The organism is Pseudoalteromonas sp. PAB 2.2 (genome assembly GCF_001938575.1).
GTDB classification, from domain to species: Bacteria; Pseudomonadota; Gammaproteobacteria; order Enterobacterales; family Alteromonadaceae; genus Pseudoalteromonas; species Pseudoalteromonas lipolytica.
The window spans coordinates 181,592-203,977 of sequence record NZ_LYPI01000008.1; the positions used below are offsets into that span (position 1 = coordinate 181,592).

The window sequence follows — 22,386 nt, forward strand, 5'->3', positions numbered from 1 at the left end:
GGAGTCTTCAGAAATGGCAAGAGTTAAACGCGGTGTTATCGCACGTGCACGTCACAAAAAAGTTTTAAAACAAGCTAAAGGCTACTACGGAGCACGTTCACGTGTTTACCGCGTAGCTTTCCAGGCAGTTACTAAAGCGGGTCAATACGCTTACCGTGACCGTCGTGCTAAGAAACGTACTTTCCGTCAACTTTGGATTGCACGTATCAATGCAGCAGCTCGTCAAAACGGTCTTTCATACAGCCGTTTTATCAATGGTCTTAAAAAGACATCTGTAGAAATCGATCGTAAGATCCTTGCAGATATCGCTGTTTACGACCAAGTTGCATTCGCAGCGCTTGTTGCAAAAGCTAAAGAAGGCCTAGCGGCTTAATTTTCGCTTTTGATACAGTTTAAAAAGGAGCCTAGTGCTCCTTTTTTTGATCTTAGAACTCCTGAACCGTGAATCTTTAAATAATCACGTCCTGTCATTTGCTCCATTTTTTTGTTGAATCACCGCAGTTTACGCAATCTATTCTAATTAGTTGTTATAATTCCCGTTAATAGAATAAGTACCGCACTTGAGAGTGATATGTTTGCCAGTTTAGTGTTTTTATCTACTGTAGTGACTTTAGACAGCCACCTACCTCCTTTGTTACCGTGGCAAGGTAACAGTGTGTCTTTAATGCAAGAAAAAGGGCCATTAACGACTGATTTTGAATTAAGTGATGGCACCTTATCGCCAAATTATGCAGACACAATGGCTTTTGTAGATCGACTCGTTGCGGCTAATCCTACTCAATTTAAAGTAAAAACGATTGCCACAAGTAGCAGTGGCCGCGCAATAAAAATGCTTGTTGCTAATGAGCAAGGGTTGTTTGAGCCAACACAACTTGTTGCAGATACCAAACCAACTATCTTTGTTCAAGCGGGTATTCACAGCGGGGAAATTGACGGTAAAGATGCCATGTTTATGCTATTACGTGATATTGCGACCGGAAAGCGTCGTGATATTTTAAGTAAAGTAAACATACTGTTCATTCCAATTCTGAATGTAGATGGTCACGAACGTAGTAGCCAATTTAACCGTATAAATCAACGCGGCCCAGCAGAAATGGGATTTAGAACTAACGGTCTAAATTTAAACTTAAATCGTGATTATACAAAGCTTGATACCCCCGAAGTACAAGGGGTTATGCAGGTTATAAATCAATTCAAACCCGATCTTTATATTGATGTACATGTAACAGATGGCGCTGATTACCAATACGATGTCACGTATGGGTACAATCCTGTGTTCTCAAGTGAGTCACCAAGTGTGTCAGAAGCGCTAGACACCCTGTTTAAACCTGTCATTGATGCCAAATTAGAAAAAGCAGGGCACATACCTGGGCCATTAGTGTTTGTTATGGACAAGCGCGATTTTAAAAAAGGCTTAGCAGGATGGGTTGCGACACCTCGTTATTCGAATGGGTGGGGTGACTTACGTTCATTGCCTAGTATTTTAGTTGAAAATCACTCTTTAAAACCTTACAAGCAGCGTGTGTTAGGCACTTATGTGTTTATCGACGGCGCTATTGATGCGCTTGCAGCTAACGATAAAGCATTAAATGCCGCTGTAAAAAAAGAGCTCGATTTTAAACCGAGACAACTTGTTGTTGAGCGTAGTTACGCAAAGCAACCCGACACACTCGTATTTAAAGGCATTGCCTATTCACGCAGTGAAAGCGCGCTTACAGGGCAAGCTGAAGCTAAATACCTCGGTGAAGCTAAAAACTATGAGTCATTGCCGATTTTTTGGCAAAAAGACGTTAAGAAAACGGTTCATGTTCCTCGTGCGTTTTACATTCCACCTGCGTATAGCAATATAATCAAAAAACTTAAGTTACACGGTATCGACGTTACTCCGGTTGATAACACGCCAACAGCAGTGATGACACAGGCAAGCGTAGTCGACTATACATTTGCTAAAGCTCCCTTTGAAGGGCGTTTTCGTGTAGATGCCAAATTTGACTATGCCCCTGTGCAGGTAGATGTACAAGGCTGGTATAAAGTCTCAACGGCGCAACCCTACTCAGAATTGGCAACACATTTGCTGCACCCTGAAGCGCCTGATTCATTTTTTTCATGGGGTGAGTTTAACACCATTTTTCAACGTACTGAGTACATGGAAAATTACGCGCTCATGCCGTATGCTCGACAGATGTTAAAAGAAAAACCGGCCCTTGCGTTAGAGTTTGATCAGAAAATTCGTGAAGATAAACAATTTGCGAATGATCCAGAAGCGCGTTTGAATTGGCTTTATGAGCGTACCCCATTTTATGATCAAGCGTATTTAAAATACCCAATTTTAATGACGTTTGAGACACCTGAACAAGGATAAAAACGATGAAAGTCATTACAGTCCCTGTGACGGGGTTTGCACAAAACTGCCGCATAATTATTTGCCAGCAGACGAATAAAGCAGCATTAGTTGACCCTGGCGGTGATGCTGAAAAATTATGCGCTCAGCTTGCCTCACTTGGTTGTGAATTAATTGCAATTTATCTAACCCATGGTCATTTAGATCATGTTGGTGCGGCTAAACAGCTTGCCGATAAGTTTAATGTTGACATCATTGGTCCACACATTGACGACAAGTTTTGGTTTGATTCACTGCCAATGCAAGCTCAAATGTTCGGATTTGCACCCATTTCACCTTTTTATCCAACACAGTGGTTAAACCATGGCGATGTGATTAGCGTGGGTAATAGTCAGTTATCGGTGCGCCATTGTCCAGGCCATACGCCAGGGCACGTGGTCTTTTATGATGACGAGACACAGCAGGTCATCGTCGGAGATGTTATTTTTCAAGGTTCAGTAGGGCGCACAGACTTTCCAAAAGGCGATAGTGCGCAGCTGCTTGCATCAATTAAATCAGAAATTTTATCGTTTGCAGATGAAGTTGCCATTTTACCTGGTCATGGTCCAAACACTACCGTAGGGCATGAGCGAAAAACGAATCCATTTATTAGTGGACGCTTTGGCTAAAATTGCATTTTTTTCGCATAAATAATAGAAAATAGGCAGACTGACATTCAAATCAGTTATATAATTTACTCAGTATTTTTAAAGAAAAAGAAATAAAATGTCTCTAAACCAAGTAGATCGCCAAATTTTGGCATTATTACAGCAGGATGCTAGCTTATCAACGGCAGAAATTGCCGATAAAGTTGGTTTATCTCAATCTCCTTGTTGGCGTCGTATCGCTAAACTTGAACAAGATGGTTATATCAAAGGTAAAGTTGCTTTACTTGATGAGAAAAAGCTTGGCTTTGATATGTTGGTTTATGCACATGTTCGCTTATCAAATCATGGCAGAACAAACTTAGCTGAATTTGAACGTTTAATCATGAGCTACGACGAAGTGACCGAGTGCTATAGCATGGCGGGTACTATGGACTTTATGCTGCGCATTATTTCTAAAGGAATTGAAGGGTATGAGCAGTTTGTTCGCGATAACCTTCTAAATCTTGAGTTTGTGCAAGAAGTACACTCAAATGTGACGATGACTTGTGTGAAGCGAAGTACATCTTTACCTCTTTAATTATACCTTCTTCATTTAGCTTTTTATTGACAAACGGTTAGTGCTTTTGCGTGCTAACCGTTTTGTTGTCTGTGTGTTTACGGTTGTTGCTGATTGTTAACGTAGGCAGTTTTTGCTAGAATTCTGCGCCTTGCCAAAATGCATACACTTGAAAGAGGATCTTAATGTTTAACTTACTCAGCAAAGCGCCAAGCTCTGCTAAAAACGATATATTATCAGGCCTGACAGTCGCACTGGCATTGGTGCCAGAAGCCGTTGCTTTTGCTTTCGTTGCTAATGTAGAGCCTTTAGTAGGCCTATATGCCGCATTTATTGTTGGTTTGATTACGGCTATTTTTGGTGGTCGCCCTGGAATGATATCAGGTGCAACCGGCGCATTAGCCGTCGTAATGGTAAGTTTAGTATTAGACCATGGCGTTGAATATCTATTTGCGACGGTATTATTGATGGGGATATTACAGATCCTCGCAGGTATATTTAAGCTTGGTAAGTTTATTCGCATGGTACCTCACCCCGTCATGTTAGGCTTTGTGAATGGTCTTGCTATCGTTATTTTCTTAGCCCAACTAGGTCAATTTAAAGTGCCAGATGGTATGGGCGGCCAACAGTGGATGGAAGGTCAAGCGCTCTACATAATGCTTGGTTTAGTCGCGTTAACAATGGCGATTATTCACTTTTTACCTAAGCTAACTACCGCGGTACCTTCATCATTAGTTGCTATTGTGACAGTCACGGGTATTGTGATTGGTTTTGACCTTGAAGCACGCACTGTGCTTGATTTCTTAAAAGGGATGACGGGTAACGAGCAAGCAACTATTGCAGGCGGTCTGCCGCAATTCCATATTCCAATGGTGCCATTTACCCTTGAAACGTTAAAAATAATTTTTCCGTATGCATTAATTCTAGCGGCAATTGGCTTAATTGAATCATTGTTAACACTCACGCTTATAGATGAAATTACAGAAACGCGTGGCCACAGTAATAAAGAGTGTATTGGTCAAGGTGCTGCTAATGTAACCTGTGGTTTCTTTGGTGCAATGGGCGGGTGTGCAATGATTGGCCAATCAATGATTAACATTAACTCGGGTGGTCGCTCACGTTTATCAGGTATTAGCGCGGCCTTACTCCTATTGGCATTCATTATTTTTGCAGCAGGCTTAATCGAAATGATCCCGCTGGCGGCACTGGTTGGTGTAATGTTCATGGTGGTACTGGGCACATTTGAATGGGCAAGCTTTAAAATGATGAAGCGCGTGCCTAAGTCTGATGCATTTGTGATTGTATTAGTGTCTGGTGTGACTGTTGCCACTGACCTTGCTATTGCTGTGTGCGTAGGTGTGATTGTGTCTGCACTGGTATTTGCTTGGCAGCATGCTAAACACATTTATACAAGTAACTATATCGACCAAGAAGGCTCAAAAGTGTATGAATTGCATGGCCCACTGTTTTTTGGCTCGGTGAAAAACTTTGCCGAATTATTCGATGTAAAAAGTGATCCCCAAGACGTCATTATTGAGTTTAAACATAGCCGAGTGGCAGATCACAGTGCGATTGAAGCCATTGATAGTTTAGCCGATAAGTATGCTAAAGCGGGTAAAAAATTACATTTACGTCATTTAAGCCCAGATTGTATTCAGTTGCTTCATAAAGCACGCGATCTTGTCGAGGTTAACGTGATTGAGGATCCTAAATACAAAGTAGCCTCTGATAAATTGGCGTAATAAATTGCCGATTAAAAAGCGAAGGCCGTCAAAGTCTTCGCTTTTTTAATGCCTGTAGAATGCGGTAAGGCTATTAAAAATTAAGATAGGTGGCAGTGCTTTGCATGAGTGACTATCGGTATAATAAAAATAACGACGAAAGGTAACTTGATATTTTGAATTGGCAATCATTAGTTGATAATCGACAACGCTTCTTCTGGGTTTTGCAAATAGCAGGCTGGATAGGCTACGCGTTGGTGAATTATATCGGCTCAAAAGTATTTGAAATGCGTGATATTTACGTATTTGTTATTGTATTAAACGCCTATGCAGGGTGTTTAATGACAGTACCACTGCGTTATATGTATCGCAAAGTTTGGAATGCATCGCCATGGGTTCTTATGCTGGTTGTGTTTGGGGCATCCTATATCACGGGTACGTTATGGGCGGTCGTTCAAAAATTCAACTTATGGGAAATTTATCGACACGGTTACCGGCCGAATGAATGGTTTTATTATTTTCAGCAAGGATTAGACTCTGTCTATATTATTCTGTGCTGGAGTGGTTTGTATTTTGGTATAAAGTATTACCAACTACTGCAAAGTGAGCGTCAAAAAGCCTTAAAAGCAACAACAATGGCGCACGAAGCACAGTTAAAAATGCTGCGCTACCAACTTAATCCGCACTTTTTATTTAATACACTGAATGCAATATCAACCTTAATTTTGGTGAAAGAGAATAAAGATGCGAATTTAATGGTCTCTAAATTAAGTGACTTCTTACGCTACACACTCAATACTGATCCCATTAAAAAGGTGCCTCTAGAGCAAGAAATACACGCACTCATGCTATATTTAGAGATTGAAAAAGTACGTTTTGATGAGCGTCTACAGGTCAATGTTGATGTTAGCGAGCAAGCGAAAGAGGCATTAGTACCGAGTTTGATCCTCCAGCCCATTATTGAAAACTCAATCAAGTATGCGATAGCGCAGCTTAATGAGGGGGGAGTGATTGATATTAAAGCACAAGTTTTTGCAAATGAACTATTATTGGAAGTAGGCGATAATGGTCCTGGTACTGAGTTAATAGATGGTCAACTGGTTAATTCTCAAGGCGTTGGCATAGCAAATACAAAGGACCGATTAAAAACACTTTATGAGAACAACTATTCGTTTGTACTCTCTGACAATTCGCCAAGTGGATTAAAAGTTAATCTGCGTGTTCCGTTTGAAAAGGCTGTTAAGAAATGAGCAAAATTAGAACTTTGATCGTTGATGATGAACCATTAGCTAGGAAAGGCTTAGCGGTTCGACTCTCTGAGTTTGACGACATAGAAGTCATTCGTTTATGTAGCAATGGTCAAGAGGCAATAGATGAATGCCTTAGTGGTAACATCCAATTAGTTTTTTTAGATATTCAAATGCCAAATATGAATGGTTTTGAAGTAGCACGTGCGTTAAGCGAAAGTGTGAACCCTTTACCTGCAATTGTATTTGTAACGGCGTTTGATCAGTTTGCTGTAAAAGCATTCGAGATTCATGCATTGGATTATATTCTTAAACCAGTCGATGACAACAGACTAAAACAGGCGGTAGAGAAAGTGCATACCTATTTAAAGACGCAACAAGATAACGCCCATAAGAAAAAACTAGCGAGTTTTGTCGCGGGTATAACAGGCAATAATTGCGAAGAGATTTTAAAAAAGCTGGCCACAGGTGATAGCTTAGCCGACCGTCGTTATCCGGAGTCACTGGCTGTAAAAGAGCAGGGTGAAATAGTCCGTGTGCCTGTTGTTACTATTCAATGGGTTGACGCTGCTGGTGATTACATGTGTTTACATTGCCAAGATGGGCAAACACATATCTTACGCAAAACAATGAAAGAGCTTGAGCAAGAGCTTGATCCCCAGTTATTTGTGCGAGTACATCGCAGTGCGATTGTTAATACAAAACAAATCAGCAAACTTGTTACTCAAGTCAGCGGTGAGTACTTATTAGTGCTCGATAATGGCCAAGAGTTAAAAGTAAGCCGCAGTTATCGTGATAAAGTAAAAGCAGCACTGGCAAGCTGATACGCTATTTTAAACAAAAAAGGCGCAAAATTAATTTTGCGCCTTTTTTCGTTATATTGGTTTTTAAACCGTCACAATTTTCATCGTGTTAGTTGCACCAATGGTTTCCATAGCGTCACCGTGAGTTAATATTACAGTGTCACCTGTGGCTAAAGAGCCTTGCTCAACAAGCGTGTTTAACGCATCACGAACCATGTTGTCTTTTTCACATTTAGTTGAGTCAAAGTATACAGGGTAAACGCCACGATAAAGTGCTGTTTGACCTAATGTACTTGCATGACGAGACAGCGAATAAATAGGTAAACCAGAGCTGATACGCGACATAAGTTTAGCCGTGCTACCAGATTCAGTCAGTGTGATAATCGCTTTCACTGAGTCAAGGTGGTTAGCAGCATACATGGCTGAAAGTGCAATAGATTCAGCGTTAGAAGAAAAACGGCTATCTAAACGGTGTTTAGAGACGTGCGTTTCTTTTTGTGACTCGGCACCTAAACATACACGCGCCATGGTTGCGACAGTCTCTTCTGGGTAGTCACCTGCCGCTGTTTCTGCTGATAACATAACAGCGTCAGTCCCATCAAGCACTGCGTTGGCAACGTCCATAACTTCTGCACGTGTTGGCATTGGGTTATCGATCATTGATTCCATCATTTGCGTTGCCGTTACTACTGTACGGTTTAATGAGCGAGCGCGTCTAATAATAAGCTTTTGCTTACCCACAAGGGCAGCATCACCAATTTCAACACCTAAATCACCACGCGCCACCATTACAGCATCAGAAGCTAGGACGATATCATCAATTGCTTCAACGGTTTCAACCGCTTCTGCACGTTCAATTTTAGCTAACAATTGCGCGTTTGAACCTGCTGCTTCGGCTAGTGAACGTACATAGCGCATGTCATCACCACTGCGTGGGAAAGAAACCGCAATATAGTCAACACCAATTTCGGTTGCTGTGATTAAATCTTCTTTGTCTTTCTCGGTGAAAGCAGGGGCCGTTAGACCACCGCCTAAACGGTTGATGCCTTTATTGTTCGAAAGCACGCCACCCACAGTGACTGTGGTATGCACTAATTCACCTTCAACAGAGTCGACAGTAAGTTGAATTAAGCCATCATTTAACAGTAGCAAATCACCTGATTTTACATCGTTTGGTAATTCTTTGTAGTCAATACCCACAGCGTTTACGTCGCCTTGGTCTTTTTCCATTTTTGCGTCTAGCGTAAATTTAGCACCTACTTCTAAGTTTACTTTGCCATCTTTAAATGTAGAAACGCGAATCTTAGGACCTTGTAAATCAGCAAGTATTGCAACGTGCTTGCCTAAACGCTTTGCTATATCGCGTACAGCTTGAGCACGGTCTTTGTGATCTTGAGCAACGCCATGTGAGAAGTTCAAACGAACAACATTTGCACCTGCACGAATAATTTTTTCTAGGTTGTTATCGCGATCGGTTGCCGGTCCAAGTGTCGCAACAATTTTTGTGCGTCTTAGCATCAAATTCTCCTGTGCGCTTAATCGATGTTAAGCGAATTGATGGTTTACTATTAAAAAGTCGTGCTAAAAGCCTTGCTAATGGGCTTATACAACGGCACGGTGTAGAACTCATAGGTAAAAATGTGTTTTTTAACTATGAGTATCTGAATCCATGTATTATTGAATCATAATACAAAAATTGAATGACGATATTATGACACCGGTGTCAGGTAGCGTCAATACACTTAACTTTTAAATGGGTATTATAAAAATCTGGTCCGATGCCTGCGTTATTTTGATATAATTTGAACAACGTCGCTTTTAAACACACTGATTTTTACCAAGTTGGCTTGGATGCTCGCATTTTTGGGCTGCTTGGGTATAATGCGCGCGTATTTATTTTGATTAACTAACCAATAGTTGTTACCGAGGAGGACACTAAATGCAAGTTGCATTAGTAGGGTTAGGCGTTATGGGTAAAAATCTTGCCCTCAACCTGATTGAAAAAGGGCTGACATTAGTAGCGTACGATAAGAACCCTGATGCGGGTGCTGAGTTACTAAGCTGTGCGAAAGCACTCGGATTGGCAGACCGTTTACATATTGTGTCTGATTTAAATGATATGGTTAGACGTTTAGAGCCGCCTCGTTCAATTTTACTTTTAGTTCCTGCTGGTGAATTGGTTGATAAAGTATGTACTGAGCTTGCGGAAGCAGGCGTCGAGTGTGATGACATCATCGTCGATTGCGGCAATAGTAACTATAAAGATGGTATTAGCCGTAAACTTAAGTTCCAAAATAAATTTGAATTCGCCACAATGGGGATCTCAGGGGGTGCCGAAGGCGCACGCCATGGTCCTGCAATGATGGCCAGTGGCTCAGAAGGCGGCTGGGAGCGTGTTGAGCCGTGGTTTGAAAAAGTTGCAGCAAGTTATAAGGGTGAGTCGTGTTTTGCGCGTGTAGGGCAATCTGCAAGCGGTCACTTTGTAAAAATGGTGCACAACGGTATCGAATATGCGTTGATGCAGCTTATTGCAGAAATGTATCAACTGCTTCGTTTGGGCACTAATCGCACGCCAAAAGAAGTTGCCGACATTTTTAATGATTGGTCTGAAGGAACATTAAATAGCTACCTACTATCAATCTCTAGTCATATTCTTAGCCTTGAAACAACTGAAGGTGAGCCTTTAGTTGACTTAATTGACAATAAAGTTGGGGCCAAAGGCACTGGATTATGGACAGCACAAAATGCGCTTGAGTTAGGCATTGCAGTGCCTTCACTGGTTGCTGCGGTACAAGCTCGCCATTTAACAAATACATGTGATACGCATGCTGCAAAAGAAATGACCTATGCAGCCAAAGCAACTAACACTGTTGAGTTAGACCTAGAAGAATTAAAAGACGCGTTTACGTTGGCAAGTTTACTGGCTTACCGTCAAGGTCTTGCGCTTATCAAAGGTGCATCACGTGCGCACCAATGGAAAGTTGATCTTGCTAAAACGTTACAAACGTGGCGAGCGGGTTGTATTATTCGTGCCGATTACTTAGATAATGTTGCTGAAGGCGTAGAGTTTATTGATTCTATGCAGCGTGAATCAGCTGCACTTCGTAAAGTGACAGGGGCGGCAGTTGCTTCTGGTCTTGCATTCCCTGTGTTAACTGCAACACAAACGTATATTGCAACACTTACAACACCAAGCAATGGACATTTGGTTCAGGCACAGCGTGATTACTTCGGTGAGCACGGTATCAAAACACACAGTGGTGAAGTTTGCCATTTAACTGATTTAGTCGATATTGACGAAAAAGTCCGTTAATGAGTTGAATTACTCACCATCATGAAAAAAGGCACCGTACGGTGCCTTTTTAATATCTAAAACGTTAATTTTATCGACTCAACTCGCCACGTAGGTTGTCTTGCATAAGATGGCGCACTGTTTCAACTTCAAGCTTTTGGCTAAATAAGTAATGTAACTTTGTTAAACAGGCTTCTAAAGTCATGTCATAGCCACTGATAACACCACAGTTGAGTAATGCATTACCGGTGGCATACCCGCCCATGTTGACATGTCCTTTTAAACACTGGGTAAGATTAACAATCACCATGCCACGCTTACTAGCCTCATTGAGGATGTCTAGAAAGGCAGGGTCTTGTGGTGCATTGCCAACGCCAAAGCTTAATAATACAAGCGCTTTAATGTTATCGTTAACCAAGCTTTTTACAACCTCAGGACTGATCCCCGGATATAAATACAGCACGCCAATTGGTTGTGGAGTAATGTTAGATACTTGCAGTTCGTTATCGACATACGGGCTCAATTGCCCCTTGATTAATTGTATATTGATACCTGATAACGCTAACGGTTCAAGGTTAGGTGAAGCAAATGCGTCAAAACCATCTGCGTGAGCTTTTGTTGCTCTATTACCACGGAACAGTTGGTTATTGAAAAACAGACTGACTTCAGCAATAGGGTAATTCGCTGCTAAATACATGGCGTTTAGTAAATTGACTTGACCATCAGAGCGAAGCTGTGACAAAGGAATTTGTGAGCCTGTGACAATCACGGGTTTGGTCAAATTTTCAAACATAAACGATAAAGCCGATGCCGTGTAGGCCATTGTGTCAGTGCCATGTAATACGACAAAGCCATCATAGTCTTGGTATTTACTTTTGATATCGTCAGCAATAAGTTGCCAATGTGCCGGTGACATATCGGATGAATCAATCAAAGGGCAGTATTCGTGAATATCAAATAAAGGCATTTCATCACGATTAAACTCAGCATTGTTGACCACTGTTTCGGTTAAAAAGCCTTCAGCAGGAACATAGCCCCGGCTCGATTTTTTCATCCCGATTGTGCCGCCTGTATAGGCGATATATATACGTTTACGTTTCATAAAAAAGCCCAGTAAATTAACTGGGCTTAGTATACCTAAAATCGCGTTAGTTAGTAACTTATTGAATTACATTACACACTAAACAGCGTGCATAGACACCTTGTGGGTCGTTGTAATCTTTTAAATTATCAATTTCACTACTCAACTGCTTAACAAGGCTTTGTAAGTTAGCTTGTGTTGCAAGCACAGAGTCAGAAGACTGCGACTTAGCTAAGAATGCTTGTACAGCAGCGGTGCCAAAAATATCCTGTAGCATTTGCTCTTGGGGTGTTAAAGATTGCTTGATGGTTTTAACATCGTAATGCTTTAATTTTGCAAGTTCTGCTGCCGCTTCAATCGCATCTTGTTTGTCACCTAGTTTATCAACTAAGCCAAGCTCTTTCGCCTGAGTTGCAATCCACACACGCCCTTGGGCAATTTTATCAACTTGCTCAGGAGTCATATTTCGTGCTTCGGCTACAACGTTTAAGAAGCGTTTGTAGGCATTTTCTACACTGAGTTGAATGATGTCGGCCATTTTTTCATCCAGTGAGCGAGCAATAGAGAAGCCTGCTAAATCAGTGGTTGCAACACCATCTGAATAGATACCTAACTCAGCCATGGTGTTTTCAAATGTCATAAAAGTACCAAAAACACCGATTGAACCTGTAATCGTACTTGGCGCTGCCCAAATCTCATTTGCAGCAGAGGCAATCCAATACCCCCCCGAGGCCGCAACAGAACTCATTGACGCAATAACCGGTTTTCCTGCGGCTTTAAGTGCCAGAACTTCAGCACGAATAACCTCAGAGGCAAACATGCTACCACCGCCAGAGTCAATACGCAGAACCACAGCTTTTACTTTATCATCTAAGCGCGCTTTGCGAAGTAGGGCTGCGGTAGAATCACCGCCAATTTCACCGGCTTTACGTTCACCATCAACAATCGTGCCTTTTGCAACAACTACCGCTACTTTTTCGGTAATAGGGTTATCAAATTCGATAGGAGGTTTAACCAGCGATAAATATTCACGGAAGCTCACTTGCTTAAATGTTTTACCTGTTTCTTCTGTACCGACTAGGTCAATAAGTTGCTGGCGAATTTGTTGAGATGTTTTTAGTGAATCAACCCATTGATTGTTTAAGGCATAGTCACCTGAATTTCCATCCACTGCTTGCATTTTTGCAAGGTAAACATCCATATCTTCGTCAAAGTTACTTTCATCAAATGGACGAGAAGCGGCAACATCTGACTTATATTCGTTCCAAAGTGCAGTTAACCATACTTGGTTAGCTTCTTTTGCTGCATCTGACATATCATTACGAATAAATGGTTCAACTGCTGACTTGTACGTACCTACACGGAAAATGTGCTGTGTTACTTTTAGCTTTTCAAGGGCTTCTTTAAAATAAAGCGGGAACATGCCGTAACCTTCAATGCTTACACCACCATAAGGGTGCATAGACACTTCATTGGCATGTGCTGCAATATAGTACTGTGCTTGAGTGTAGTAATAGCCTGTAGCAATAACTTGTTTACCAGCGTCTTTGAACTCATCAATCGCTTTTGTTATTTGTTTAAGCTTATTGATATGCGCGCTTGGCATTTTTTGAAGATCAAGCAACATAACAGAGATACGGTCATCTTTTGCAGCTTGGTTGATAACTTCAATAATATCATCAAGCAAAATCTCTGAAGGTGCTTCTTTGCCCATAGTCGCATCATTAATGGCTGCTTCTACAGGGTCAACATAGGTTTTCTCTTCAACGATAGGGCCATTTAAGTTTAGGCGCAGTACGGTTCTATCCGCGACTTTAACTTTGTCTTCTTCGCTAGTAATAGCGACAATAAAGAGTATTACTAGTATTAAAAATAATAGGTTTAGAACCAAACGGCGGGAAAAGTTTATCCCAGTCCATATGCCTTTAAATATCTTTGCTAGCAAAATAATTCCTTAATTCAGTACAGCTTAGTAGTAATCCCATCTTAGCTTAGAATAATCTGAAATTTAACTGTTAAATAGTAACAGAGTGTTTAAAACGAGAAATTGCGACATTTAATTACTCGCTAAAAGTTGATTATTCTGGGTTATTACCGCAGAATCTAAACATTACAGAGGTTCGACCAGTTAACGGGGCAGACAATGTTAGAACAAAAATTACAATTACCGCATACCGAACTTCGTAATCGTTTGGTTATGGGCTCAATGCACACTGGTCTTGAAGAAGGCTGGCATAATCGTAAACGGTTACGCGCATTTTATGAAGCACGTGCTAAAGGAGGCACAGGCTTAATTATTACCGGCGGGTATAGTCCGAATTTACGCGGTAAACTTACTCCATTTGCATCAACGTTTAGCTCATATTATGACGTTGTTAAACACCGTGCTTACACTGAAGCAGTACACCAGCATGGTGGGAAAATTTGTTTACAGATTTTGCATGCAGGGCGTTATGCCTACCATCCATTTAATCATGCTCCTAGTGCGATTAAAGCGCCAATAAACCCATACAAACCAAAGGCGATGTCGCTTGGTGCCATTAAAAAAACCATAAAAGATTTTGCAAGCTCAGCGCGCTTAGCCGAAAAGGCGGGCTACGATGGTGTTGAGATCATGGGCTCAGAAGGCTACTTAATTAATGAGTTTATGGCGAATCATACTAATAAGCGAAATGATGCTTATGGTGGTAGCTTAGAAAACCGAATGCGCCTAGCTGTTGAAATAGTGAAAGCAGTACGCGCAAAAGTCAGTGAAAAATTTATTATTATTTTTCGTTTATCAGTGATGGACTTAGTTCCTGACGGTTCTACTCCTGATGAAGTAAAGCAACAAGCTTTGGCGCTTGAAGAAGCCGGCGTTGATATCTTTAATACAGGTATAGGTTGGCATGAGGCTCGCGTTCCAACGATTGCCAGTATGGTTCCACCTGGCGCATTTAAAGAGGCGTCAAAACGTTTAAAAGACACGGTCTCAGTTCCTGTGGTTGCGGTAAACCGTATTAACACCCCACAGATTGCTAATAGTATTTTAGCGGCAGGAGAGTCAGACCTTATTTCGATGGCAAGACCACTTTTAGCTGATCCTGAGTTTTTTAATAAATACGTAAATAATAAAACTGAGCAGATAAATATTTGTATTGGTTGTAATCAGGGTTGTTTAGACCACGTATTTAAAAATAAACGTGCGACCTGTTTAGTGAACCCTCAAGCTGCATTTGAGCTTGAATATAGCCTAGAAAAAGCCGCGTCATCACGTTTAGTGTTAGTGGTAGGTGCAGGACCAGCTGGCCTTGCTGCGAGTTGCTATTTGGCGCAAAAAGGGCACAAAGTAACGCTCATTGAGCGTAAAGAGCAAATGGGCGGCCAGTTTAATTTAGCCATGCAAATACCCGGAAAAGAAGATTTTAATCACACGCTAAATTATTTCACTAATGAACTTAAGCGTTTAAATGTTGAATTAAAATTGGGCACTGAGTTTTCAGATAACATGCTAAATCAATACGATGATGTTGTTTTTGCGACCGGTGTTAGACCTCGTGAAGCTAAAATTGAATGTGCTGATGGTAAGCGTGTTTTTGCCTACGATGAAGTGATTAGAGGTGAGGTTGAACTGGGTGAAAAAATTGCGATATTAGGCGCTGGAGGTATCGGTTTCGATATGGTGGCCTTTTTAAGTGAGCATAAAGATCAAACCATTGAAGAGTTTAAAACTCAATGGGGAATAGAGTGTGAGCCACAACCTCACAAAGATAATCGCCAAATTTATATGCTAAAACGAAGCTCAGGTCGCTTTGGCAGTGAGCTGGGTAAAACGACGGGTTGGATCCACCGCCAAGTAGCAAAACAGCATGGTGTTAAACAAATTGCTGACTGCCAGTACATCAGTTTTGATAACCAAGGGTTAAAGATTACCGTAAAGGGTGAGGAACAGATACTTGATGTTGATACAGTGATTGCCTGTATTGGTCAGGTGTCTAACAGTGAACCATTTGCAGCTGAGGCTGAAAACGCAAAAGTGCATGTGATAGGTGGTGCAAAACTGGCCGCGGCCATTGATGCAAAACGCGCTATTTTTGAAGCATTGCAAGTCGCACGCAAAATCTAACTGAAAGATAACCACATTGTTAGCGGTCTTATTGATTAATCTATTTTAGTCATGAGACCGCTATGCACATTACACATACCTATCAAACAATCTTCAAACGTCTGCAGTGTTTACAGGGGATACCCGCTTTACTTTTTCGCTTAATCTTAGCGCCGGTGATGATAATCGCTGGATTTAACAAGTTAGCGTTGAGCGGAGATGTTTCGCATTTTTACCAATATTTTCTCGCATCTGATGACATCGTTACATGGTTTGGTAACAAAGAATGGGGCTTAGGTTTACCGATGCCTGCACTACTGGCATTTTTGGCCGCATGGGCAGAGTTTCTTGGCGGTATACTGCTATTTTTGGGGCTGTTTACACGTCTTACAGCTATTCCATTAATGATTACGATGTGTGTGGCTGCGACTAGCGTACACGGTGATAATGGCTGGTTTGCTGTCACGCCTACAGATGCCAGTACCAGTCCTGCAAGAGTATTAAGCTGGCTACAAATACCAGGTGCACAAGCAAGCCTAGACAACTCCTCAACGGCAGCTGAGCGCTTAACAAAAATGCGCGACTTATTAGAAACCCACGGTTTTACTGATTATTTATATGAAACAGGGCGCCCTGTGATTTTAAATAACGGAATGGAGTTTTCTGTTATTTATTTTGCGATGCTGTTAAGCCTATTCTTTACAGGCGGGGGACGCTATGTCAGTCTCGATTACTGGTTTAGCAGAAAGTACCGTAATCGCTTTATTGATAATGAAGTTAAATGATAAGCTTACATTTTATTGCCTGTATTAACGGGCATCGTATTTAAGAATTTACGGAATAATAATGGACGCTTTAACGCTTTTACAAACACGACAGTCAGATCCACGTTTAATTTCACCGGGTCCAACAGAAGAACAGCTTTCAATTATTCAGCGCGCTGCGATTAAAGTTCCCGATCATGGTTGCATTGCGCCGTGGCGTTTTATCGTGGTGGAAGGCGAAGCACGCCATAAATTAGGTAAGATCTATCACCAAGCCGCTATCGAAGAGCAGCAAGATGACCGCGTAATTGAGCGGGCAAAAGAGCTCCCCCTCAGAGCACCTATGGTGATAATCGCAATTGCCGATGTAAAAGAAAACCCAAAAGTACCGCGCATAGAGCAGGTGCAAAGTGCTGGGTGCGCTGTGTTAGCAATGCAACAAGCTGCATTTGCTCAGGGATTAGGTGGCATTTGGCGCACAGGCTACTTTGCGCAAAGTCCGACTGTTAAACACGCGCTTGGTTGCAAATCAGAGGATGAAATTGTCGGCTACTTGTATATAGGCACACCTGAGGTAGATATTAAAAAGCCCATTCGTCATAAACCAGACACTTTTTTTGAGAAACTGTAAGTTAAGGGAACTTTTTAGCATCACAAGAGTCATACCTGATTAAGCTTGCTTATGTTACTTTTTTTCAAGTTGTGGCTTTGCTGTAAGAAGCGCTTGGATGCAAAAACTTAATTATTCTTCTTCAGTATGTTTTTTAATCGGTTGTTTTTTGTTAACGTATGGATAGTCTTAGAAAAATAACGATAAAGAAGACGAGAAAAATGGGAAACTTATTTTTACGTGAAAAAGAAAATTGGTTCGCTTGGTCTCTTTGGGGCATTGTTGGTGCAGTGATCACTTTGTTTGTTGCACTCTCGACAAAAGCACCTCAGTTTTTAGGTTTATCAGCGGTCGGTGTTTTGTTTCTACTTACCTGGTGGATGCACAGTACAAAACGTTTTGATTTTGGGCGTGCGTTTAAAGTCTGTTGTTATGTTTTAACGTTTAGCAGTCTACCGGCCTTTTTACTGGTGATTGTGCCAAATCACAACATGAATAAAATAGACATTATTGTTCAGACGCTCGGCTTTGCACTAATCAGTTTATTCGTCTGTTTAATTTGTTCATGGATTGCCCGCAGACCAAAGCAATATTATTGATTTAAATTTTTTAGGCTTTTTTACAGTTAAGTCTTTACAATGAAAGCTGTAAGCACTATTATGCGCGCCGTACGGAGAGATGGCAGAGTGGTCGAATGCACCGGTCTTGAAAACCGGCAGGGGTTTGTAGCCCCTCTAGGGTTCAAATCCCTATCTCTCCACCATTATTTTTAAAAAACCGCCTACAGGGCGGTTTTTTGCTATCTGGAGATAAGTCATGTCAACAAGCGAGTCTTCGTCTACTTTTAAACACCTTATAAAACATATTCTGCTTTGGAGTGTTTTTTCTTATTTTTATCATAGCGGCGTGAATGTTCTAGTTGCTATGGCACATGATGCAAAGCCAGAGCATGGTTTACTCACATCGATTGCTTATGGCATCGGTTTTAATGTGCTGGTTGGTCACTTAATTGGAAAATATGATAAGCATTGGCCTGTTATAGCTGCACTGTATATCGCATCAGTTGGCTTGTTAATTGTGCCACTTGTTATACTCGGTAAAGCAGGATTGATGGATGTGTATTTTATTGTCGCAATGATCTTAAGTTTACCAACGTCAACCTTTGTCATTGAAAAAATAAAGCAGCGAATTAGTTTAAACACTGAGCAAACGCAGTAAACTAAGCATTATTCGTTGTTTTTTTATGTTAGTATAAATGCATCTTTTAACTAATAAACGTGAATTTAAACATGTCAGATATTTTTACAACAGACGCTGAAAAAGCAAGCTACGGTATTGGTTTACAAATGGGTGAGCAACTTAAAGCTAACCCTTTTGAAGGTTTAAACCTAAACTCAGTTTTTGAAGGTATGAAAGACGCATACGCAGGAAGTGATTTCCAAGTTGAGATCCCTGCAATTCAAGCTGCTTTCGAAAAAATCAATGCAGAAATCCAAGCTCGTCGTGAAGAAGAAGCTAAAGTACTTGCTGCTGAAGGTGTTGCGTTCTTAGAAGAAAATGCAAAACGTCCAGAAATTACGGTAACTGAATCAGGCTTACAGTACGAAGTATTAACAGCGGGTGAGGGTGAAAAGCCAACTGCTGAGTCTACAATTCGTGCTCATTACCACGGTACATTAATTAACGGTACTGTTTTTGACAGCTCTTATGAGCGTGGTCAACCTGCTGAATTCCCAGTAAGCGGTGTTATCAAAGGCTGGACTGAAGCGGTACAAATGATGGGTACTGGTTCAAAATGGCGTTTATACGTACCACACGAACTTGCCTATGGTGAGCGTGGCGCAGGTGCTGCAATCGCACCTTTCTCAACATTAATCTTTGATGTTGAGTTACTAGAAATTATCTAATTAATTTCTACAGACATAAAAAAACCTGCTTAATGCAGGTTTTTTTATGTCTAAATCAAATTTTAACTATTTGATTCAGCGAACTCTTTGCACTTAGCAGTGTCTTCGCATTCACCATAAAGGTAAAGAGAGTGGTTTGTTAGTTTAATACCGTTCTCTTTTGCGATTTCTTCTTGGCGACGTTCAATCGTATCATCTTCGAACTCAACAACTTTACCACATTTTAAACACACTAAGTGGTCGTGGTGAGTACTACCCGATAATTCAAAAACTGACTTGCCACCTTCAAAATGATGACGAGATACAATACCTGCATCGTCGAATTGGTTTAAAACACGATAGACAGTTGCAAGACCAATCTCTTCGCCAATGTCTAACAGAATTTTATAGACATCTTCAGCGCTGATGTGTTGGTTGTCTGGAGATTGTAGAATCTCTAAAATTTTAATACGCGGCAGTGTTACTTTTAACCCTGCTTTTTTTAATTCCAAGTTGTGATCAGTCATTAAATCTGTCTCAATTTTATTTATTTATACTAGGCATCATAAAGATGCACACGACACATTAGCAAATATTAGAATAACGTGCCTAGTTACTAAGTGCAAAGAACAATTCGTTTAATTGCCGATTTTTTAGACAAAAATGAACTGGTTGTGCATCTTTACATCAGCTAGTAAATGCGAGTAGTACTTGTTATTAATCAGCAAGTTCTGCTAAACACATTTCTTCATAAACTTGAGCACACCACTCTTTAACACGCTTTTCAGTAAGTTCTGGCTGACGGTCTTCATCAATGCCTAGGCCTACAAAGTGATTATCATCAATGACCGCTTTTGAGGCTTCGAAGTCGTAACCTTCAGTAGGCCAGTGACCCACAACTATAGCACCACGTTCAGTAACGATATCGTTGATCATGCCCATCGCATCTAAGAAATACTCAGCATAGTCTTCTTGGTCACCGCAACCAAAAATAGCAACAAGTTTACCATCGAAGTCTACTTCTTCTAACTCAGGGAAAAAATCATCCCAGTCACATTGCGCTTCGCCATAGTACCAAGTGGGGATACCGAATAACAATAAATCGAATTCAGCAATCTCTTCTTTAGAACTTTTTGCAATATCGTGAACAGCAACGAGCTTTTTACCTAATTCTTTCTGAATCATTTTTGCTACGTGTTCAGTATTGCCTGTATCGCTTCCGAAAAAAATACCTACGCTTGACATGGATTTAAAACCTTCTATCTATCAATAGCCAATCTTTCTTGTAAAATTGTTTCAATCAACGCGCTACGGCTAATATTCTGCGCATCGGCCATATCGCTTAGTGCTTGATATAACTGTGATGAAACCTTAAATTCTACACGCTTTAAACCACGTGCTTTGTCTCGTTTTATTTGATTACGTTTGTTGACTTTCAACTGCATGTCACGTGGTAGGGGATTTGTTTTTGGTCTACCAGGACGCTTTTCGTATTCAAATAAATCGGGTGTTGTTCTATCTGTTTCTGACTTTGCCATGCCTAGCCTACACCTGCGCCTTGCCAGAAGACTTGAATAAGTCCTTTTGCTATAAAACCAGAGCAGCCTAAAAATAGCACTAACCAAACGATGTATCGGCCAAATCGGGGCACGTCACCTTTCTTTAGTACGTCTTGAATTGCCATACCAATAAAAAAGAAAATGCCGGCTAAGCCAAAATACAACCCTAAGGTATCAAATTCGTTAATTAACTGACTGACCATCAACGTATAAACCTTCAAATTAAACGGCGCGTACTATACCACACAAAATCGTATTAATTTAGTGCGTACGATCAAAAACAGTGAATTTTATCGACGTTAATTCGAGGCTAAAAAATCACTGATTGCTTTATTTACAGCAAGCGGTTTTTGAGCATGAAGCCAATGACCCGCACCATGAATTATTTTTGCCTTTGAATTTGGAAATAACGCCATAATAACAGGGCGATGTTCAGCTAAAATATAGTCTGAATCATTCCCTTTAATGAATAAAGTATCACATAAACAAGAATCATTTTCATCAAGTTGTGCTAAAATATTTTCATATTGTTGGTCTAAAACAGCTAAGTTAAACCGCCACTGATACTGGCCTTGTTCATTTTTGGCAAAACTTTTTAATAAGAATTGGCGTACGCCAAGCTCGGGAATCTGTTTGGCAAGTATTTCGTCGGCTGCTTTTCTATCTGTAACGGCAGAATTAGCAACGTCGTTCAAACCTTTGAAAATAGCGCCATGGCGAGGTTTGTTAGCCACTGGCGAAATATCCATAACCACTAGTTTTTCAACGCGTTCTGGGTAGCTAAGTGCTAATTGCATAGCCACTTTACCGCCCATTGAATGGCCAACAATATGTGCTTTATTGATATTTAAATGGTTCAGTAACTCTAAAACATCGGCAGCCATTACCGTGTAGTTCATGCTATCATTGTGGAATGATTTACCATGATTACGTAAATCGATATTGGTCACTGTGTAATTTTCTGACAGTGCTTTCGCGATGACATTTAAGTTTTCTAGCGAACCAAATAATCCGTGGATCAAAACAACATGCGAACCTTGGCCGCTTTGCTGGTAATTTAATAGCATTTTTAGCTCCTATTTTAAGTGGCGCTATTTTGCCTAGTGAAATAACAAATTGCAAAACATAGAGAATTGCTGCGAGCTTAGGTATAATCATTGCGAACTTTTAAAATGTGACCCGTAAAGACAGGAATAACATGAAAAAAATCGACATAGACGACGAGTTATATCAATACATCGCGAGTAATACGCAAAGTATTGGTGAAAGTGCATCAACCATTTTGCGTCGTTTATTAAACCTTTCTGATGGCACTTTAACGACCAGTCATTCAACGACGACAAACACTGAACAAGAAATCAGCGTTGTTGAATCAGAAGAAGACACGGAACAACACACAGAATCAGCAGCGCCTGAATCAAAAAGCCAACCAGCTGTCACAGCAACGACATACGCTAAAGGTAATGTATTCAATGTGCTTAATAAAGAAGAGCTAGCGATGCAAAAAGGCGTTGTCGGCCGTTTCTTATTTATTTTGGCTGCTTTGTACAGAACACATAAAGACGATTTTGTTAACGTGCTTGAAATTAAAGGACGTGACCGCGTTTATTTTGCCACAAGTAAAGAAGCGTTACTTGAAAGTGGCAGCAGTATGAACCCGAAAAACATCACTGATACAGAATACTGGGTGATGACAAACTCTAATACTACGCGTAAAAAAATGATGCTTCATGAAGTCGCCTTGTGCCTTGGTTACACGGCTGATGAAGCAGAAAAGATTCGTGATTACTTATAA

General features: G+C 40.8%; 23 protein-coding genes and 1 tRNA gene. 16 read left to right on the plus strand and 8 right to left on the minus strand.

Annotated features, from left to right (window positions below):
- Positions 1–13: 13 nt before the first annotated feature.
- From rplT to BWD47_RS04890, 7 genes are all read left to right on the plus strand, one after another.
- Complete coding sequence (rplT, locus tag BWD47_RS04860; RefSeq protein WP_036968189.1) at positions 14–373, plus strand: 50S ribosomal protein L20; 360 nt, start codon at positions 14–16, stop codon at positions 371–373.
- A 198-nt stretch (positions 374–571) separates the two neighbouring features.
- Positions 572–2,362 carry a M14 family metallopeptidase gene (locus tag BWD47_RS04865; protein ID WP_075593537.1) on the plus strand — a complete coding sequence of 597 codons (1,791 nt, stop codon included), beginning with the start codon at positions 572–574 and terminating at the stop codon, positions 2,360–2,362.
- A gap of 5 nt (positions 2,363–2,367) precedes the next feature.
- Complete coding sequence (locus tag BWD47_RS04870; protein WP_036968195.1) at positions 2,368–3,009, plus strand: MBL fold metallo-hydrolase; 642 nt, start codon at positions 2,368–2,370, stop codon at positions 3,007–3,009.
- Positions 3,010–3,106: 97 nt separating this feature from the next.
- Positions 3,107–3,565, plus strand: a complete 459-nt coding sequence (locus tag BWD47_RS04875; protein WP_036968198.1) for an Lrp/AsnC family transcriptional regulator — start codon at positions 3,107–3,109, stop codon at positions 3,563–3,565.
- Positions 3,566–3,729: 164 nt separating this feature from the next.
- A complete protein-coding gene (locus tag BWD47_RS04880) occupies positions 3,730–5,286 on the plus strand; it encodes a SulP family inorganic anion transporter (RefSeq protein ID WP_036968200.1) in 1,557 nt (518 codons plus the stop codon).
- A 155-nt stretch (positions 5,287–5,441) separates the two neighbouring features.
- The gene (locus BWD47_RS04885; RefSeq protein WP_036968201.1) at positions 5,442–6,515 is read left to right on the plus strand and encodes a sensor histidine kinase; all 1,074 of its coding nucleotides are present in this window, start codon (positions 5,442–5,444) and stop codon (positions 6,513–6,515) included.
- Positions 6,512–7,336, plus strand: coding sequence for a LytTR family DNA-binding domain-containing protein (locus tag BWD47_RS04890; protein ID WP_036968204.1), 825 nt, complete (start codon positions 6,512–6,514; stop codon positions 7,334–7,336). Before BWD47_RS04885 ends, BWD47_RS04890 begins: the two co-directional genes overlap by 4 nt.
- Positions 7,337–7,399: 63 nt before the next feature.
- Here the strand turns inward: BWD47_RS04890 and pyk are convergent, their stop codons facing one another.
- Positions 7,400–8,833: a pyruvate kinase gene (gene pyk, locus BWD47_RS04895; RefSeq protein WP_075593538.1), complete on the minus strand. Its 1,434-nt coding sequence runs from the start codon at positions 8,831–8,833 to the stop codon at positions 7,400–7,402.
- Between the two features lie 421 nt (positions 8,834–9,254).
- Between pyk and gndA the strand changes: the two genes are divergently transcribed.
- The gene (gene gndA, locus BWD47_RS04900) at positions 9,255–10,628 is read left to right on the plus strand and encodes an NADP-dependent phosphogluconate dehydrogenase (RefSeq protein ID WP_075593539.1); all 1,374 of its coding nucleotides are present in this window, start codon (positions 9,255–9,257) and stop codon (positions 10,626–10,628) included.
- Between the two features lie 70 nt (positions 10,629–10,698).
- On the opposite strand, the gene ansA is transcribed toward gndA, so the two are convergent.
- Complete coding sequence (ansA, locus tag BWD47_RS04905; RefSeq protein WP_036968216.1) at positions 10,699–11,709, minus strand: asparaginase; 1,011 nt, start codon at positions 11,707–11,709, stop codon at positions 10,699–10,701.
- 58 nt (positions 11,710–11,767) lie between these two features.
- On the minus strand, positions 11,768–13,633 hold the full coding sequence (sppA, locus tag BWD47_RS04910) for a signal peptide peptidase SppA (RefSeq protein ID WP_075593540.1): 1,866 nt from the start codon (positions 13,631–13,633) through the stop codon (positions 11,768–11,770).
- 198 nt (positions 13,634–13,831) lie between these two features.
- Between sppA and BWD47_RS04915 the strand changes: the two genes are divergently transcribed.
- The 7 genes from BWD47_RS04915 (at position 13,832) to BWD47_RS04945 (ending at position 19,053) form a co-directional block, all read left to right on the plus strand.
- Complete coding sequence (locus BWD47_RS04915) at positions 13,832–15,793, plus strand: FAD-dependent oxidoreductase (protein ID WP_075593541.1); 1,962 nt, start codon at positions 13,832–13,834, stop codon at positions 15,791–15,793.
- 62 nt (positions 15,794–15,855) lie between these two features.
- Positions 15,856–16,557, plus strand: coding sequence for a DoxX family protein (locus BWD47_RS04920; protein WP_075593542.1), 702 nt, complete (start codon positions 15,856–15,858; stop codon positions 16,555–16,557).
- A 61-nt stretch (positions 16,558–16,618) separates the two neighbouring features.
- Positions 16,619–17,167: an NAD(P)H nitroreductase gene (locus BWD47_RS04925; protein ID WP_075593543.1), complete on the plus strand. Its 549-nt coding sequence runs from the start codon at positions 16,619–16,621 to the stop codon at positions 17,165–17,167.
- A gap of 200 nt (positions 17,168–17,367) precedes the next feature.
- Positions 17,368–17,745, plus strand: coding sequence for a hypothetical protein (locus BWD47_RS04930; protein WP_036968230.1), 378 nt, complete (start codon positions 17,368–17,370; stop codon positions 17,743–17,745).
- 73 nt (positions 17,746–17,818) lie between these two features.
- Positions 17,819–17,909, plus strand: a tRNA-Ser gene (locus BWD47_RS04935).
- Between the two features lie 53 nt (positions 17,910–17,962).
- On the plus strand, positions 17,963–18,364 hold the full coding sequence (locus BWD47_RS04940; protein ID WP_051501762.1) for a hypothetical protein: 402 nt from the start codon (positions 17,963–17,965) through the stop codon (positions 18,362–18,364).
- Between the two features lie 71 nt (positions 18,365–18,435).
- Positions 18,436–19,053, plus strand: a complete 618-nt coding sequence (locus tag BWD47_RS04945) for an FKBP-type peptidyl-prolyl cis-trans isomerase (protein ID WP_036968233.1) — start codon at positions 18,436–18,438, stop codon at positions 19,051–19,053.
- Between the two features lie 62 nt (positions 19,054–19,115).
- On the opposite strand, the gene fur is transcribed toward BWD47_RS04945, so the two are convergent.
- From fur to BWD47_RS04970, 5 genes are all read right to left on the minus strand, one after another.
- Positions 19,116–19,559 (minus strand): ferric iron uptake transcriptional regulator, encoded by a 444-nt coding sequence (gene fur, locus BWD47_RS04950; protein ID WP_036968236.1) that lies wholly within the window; start codon positions 19,557–19,559, stop codon positions 19,116–19,118.
- Between the two features lie 190 nt (positions 19,560–19,749).
- Positions 19,750–20,277, minus strand: a complete 528-nt coding sequence (gene fldA, locus BWD47_RS04955; RefSeq protein ID WP_036968238.1) for a flavodoxin FldA — start codon at positions 20,275–20,277, stop codon at positions 19,750–19,752.
- 14 nt (positions 20,278–20,291) lie between these two features.
- The gene (gene ybfE, locus BWD47_RS04960; RefSeq protein WP_004586673.1) at positions 20,292–20,570 is read right to left on the minus strand and encodes a LexA regulated protein; all 279 of its coding nucleotides are present in this window, start codon (positions 20,568–20,570) and stop codon (positions 20,292–20,294) included.
- Positions 20,571–20,572: 2 nt separating this feature from the next.
- The gene (locus BWD47_RS04965; protein ID WP_036968243.1) at positions 20,573–20,794 is read right to left on the minus strand and encodes a DUF2788 domain-containing protein; all 222 of its coding nucleotides are present in this window, start codon (positions 20,792–20,794) and stop codon (positions 20,573–20,575) included.
- Between the two features lie 96 nt (positions 20,795–20,890).
- Positions 20,891–21,658, minus strand: a complete 768-nt coding sequence (locus tag BWD47_RS04970) for an alpha/beta fold hydrolase (RefSeq protein ID WP_075593544.1) — start codon at positions 21,656–21,658, stop codon at positions 20,891–20,893.
- Positions 21,659–21,789: 131 nt separating this feature from the next.
- On the opposite strand from BWD47_RS04970, the gene seqA reads away from it, so the two are divergent.
- Complete coding sequence (gene seqA, locus BWD47_RS04975) at positions 21,790–22,386, plus strand: replication initiation negative regulator SeqA (RefSeq protein ID WP_036968250.1); 597 nt, start codon at positions 21,790–21,792, stop codon at positions 22,384–22,386.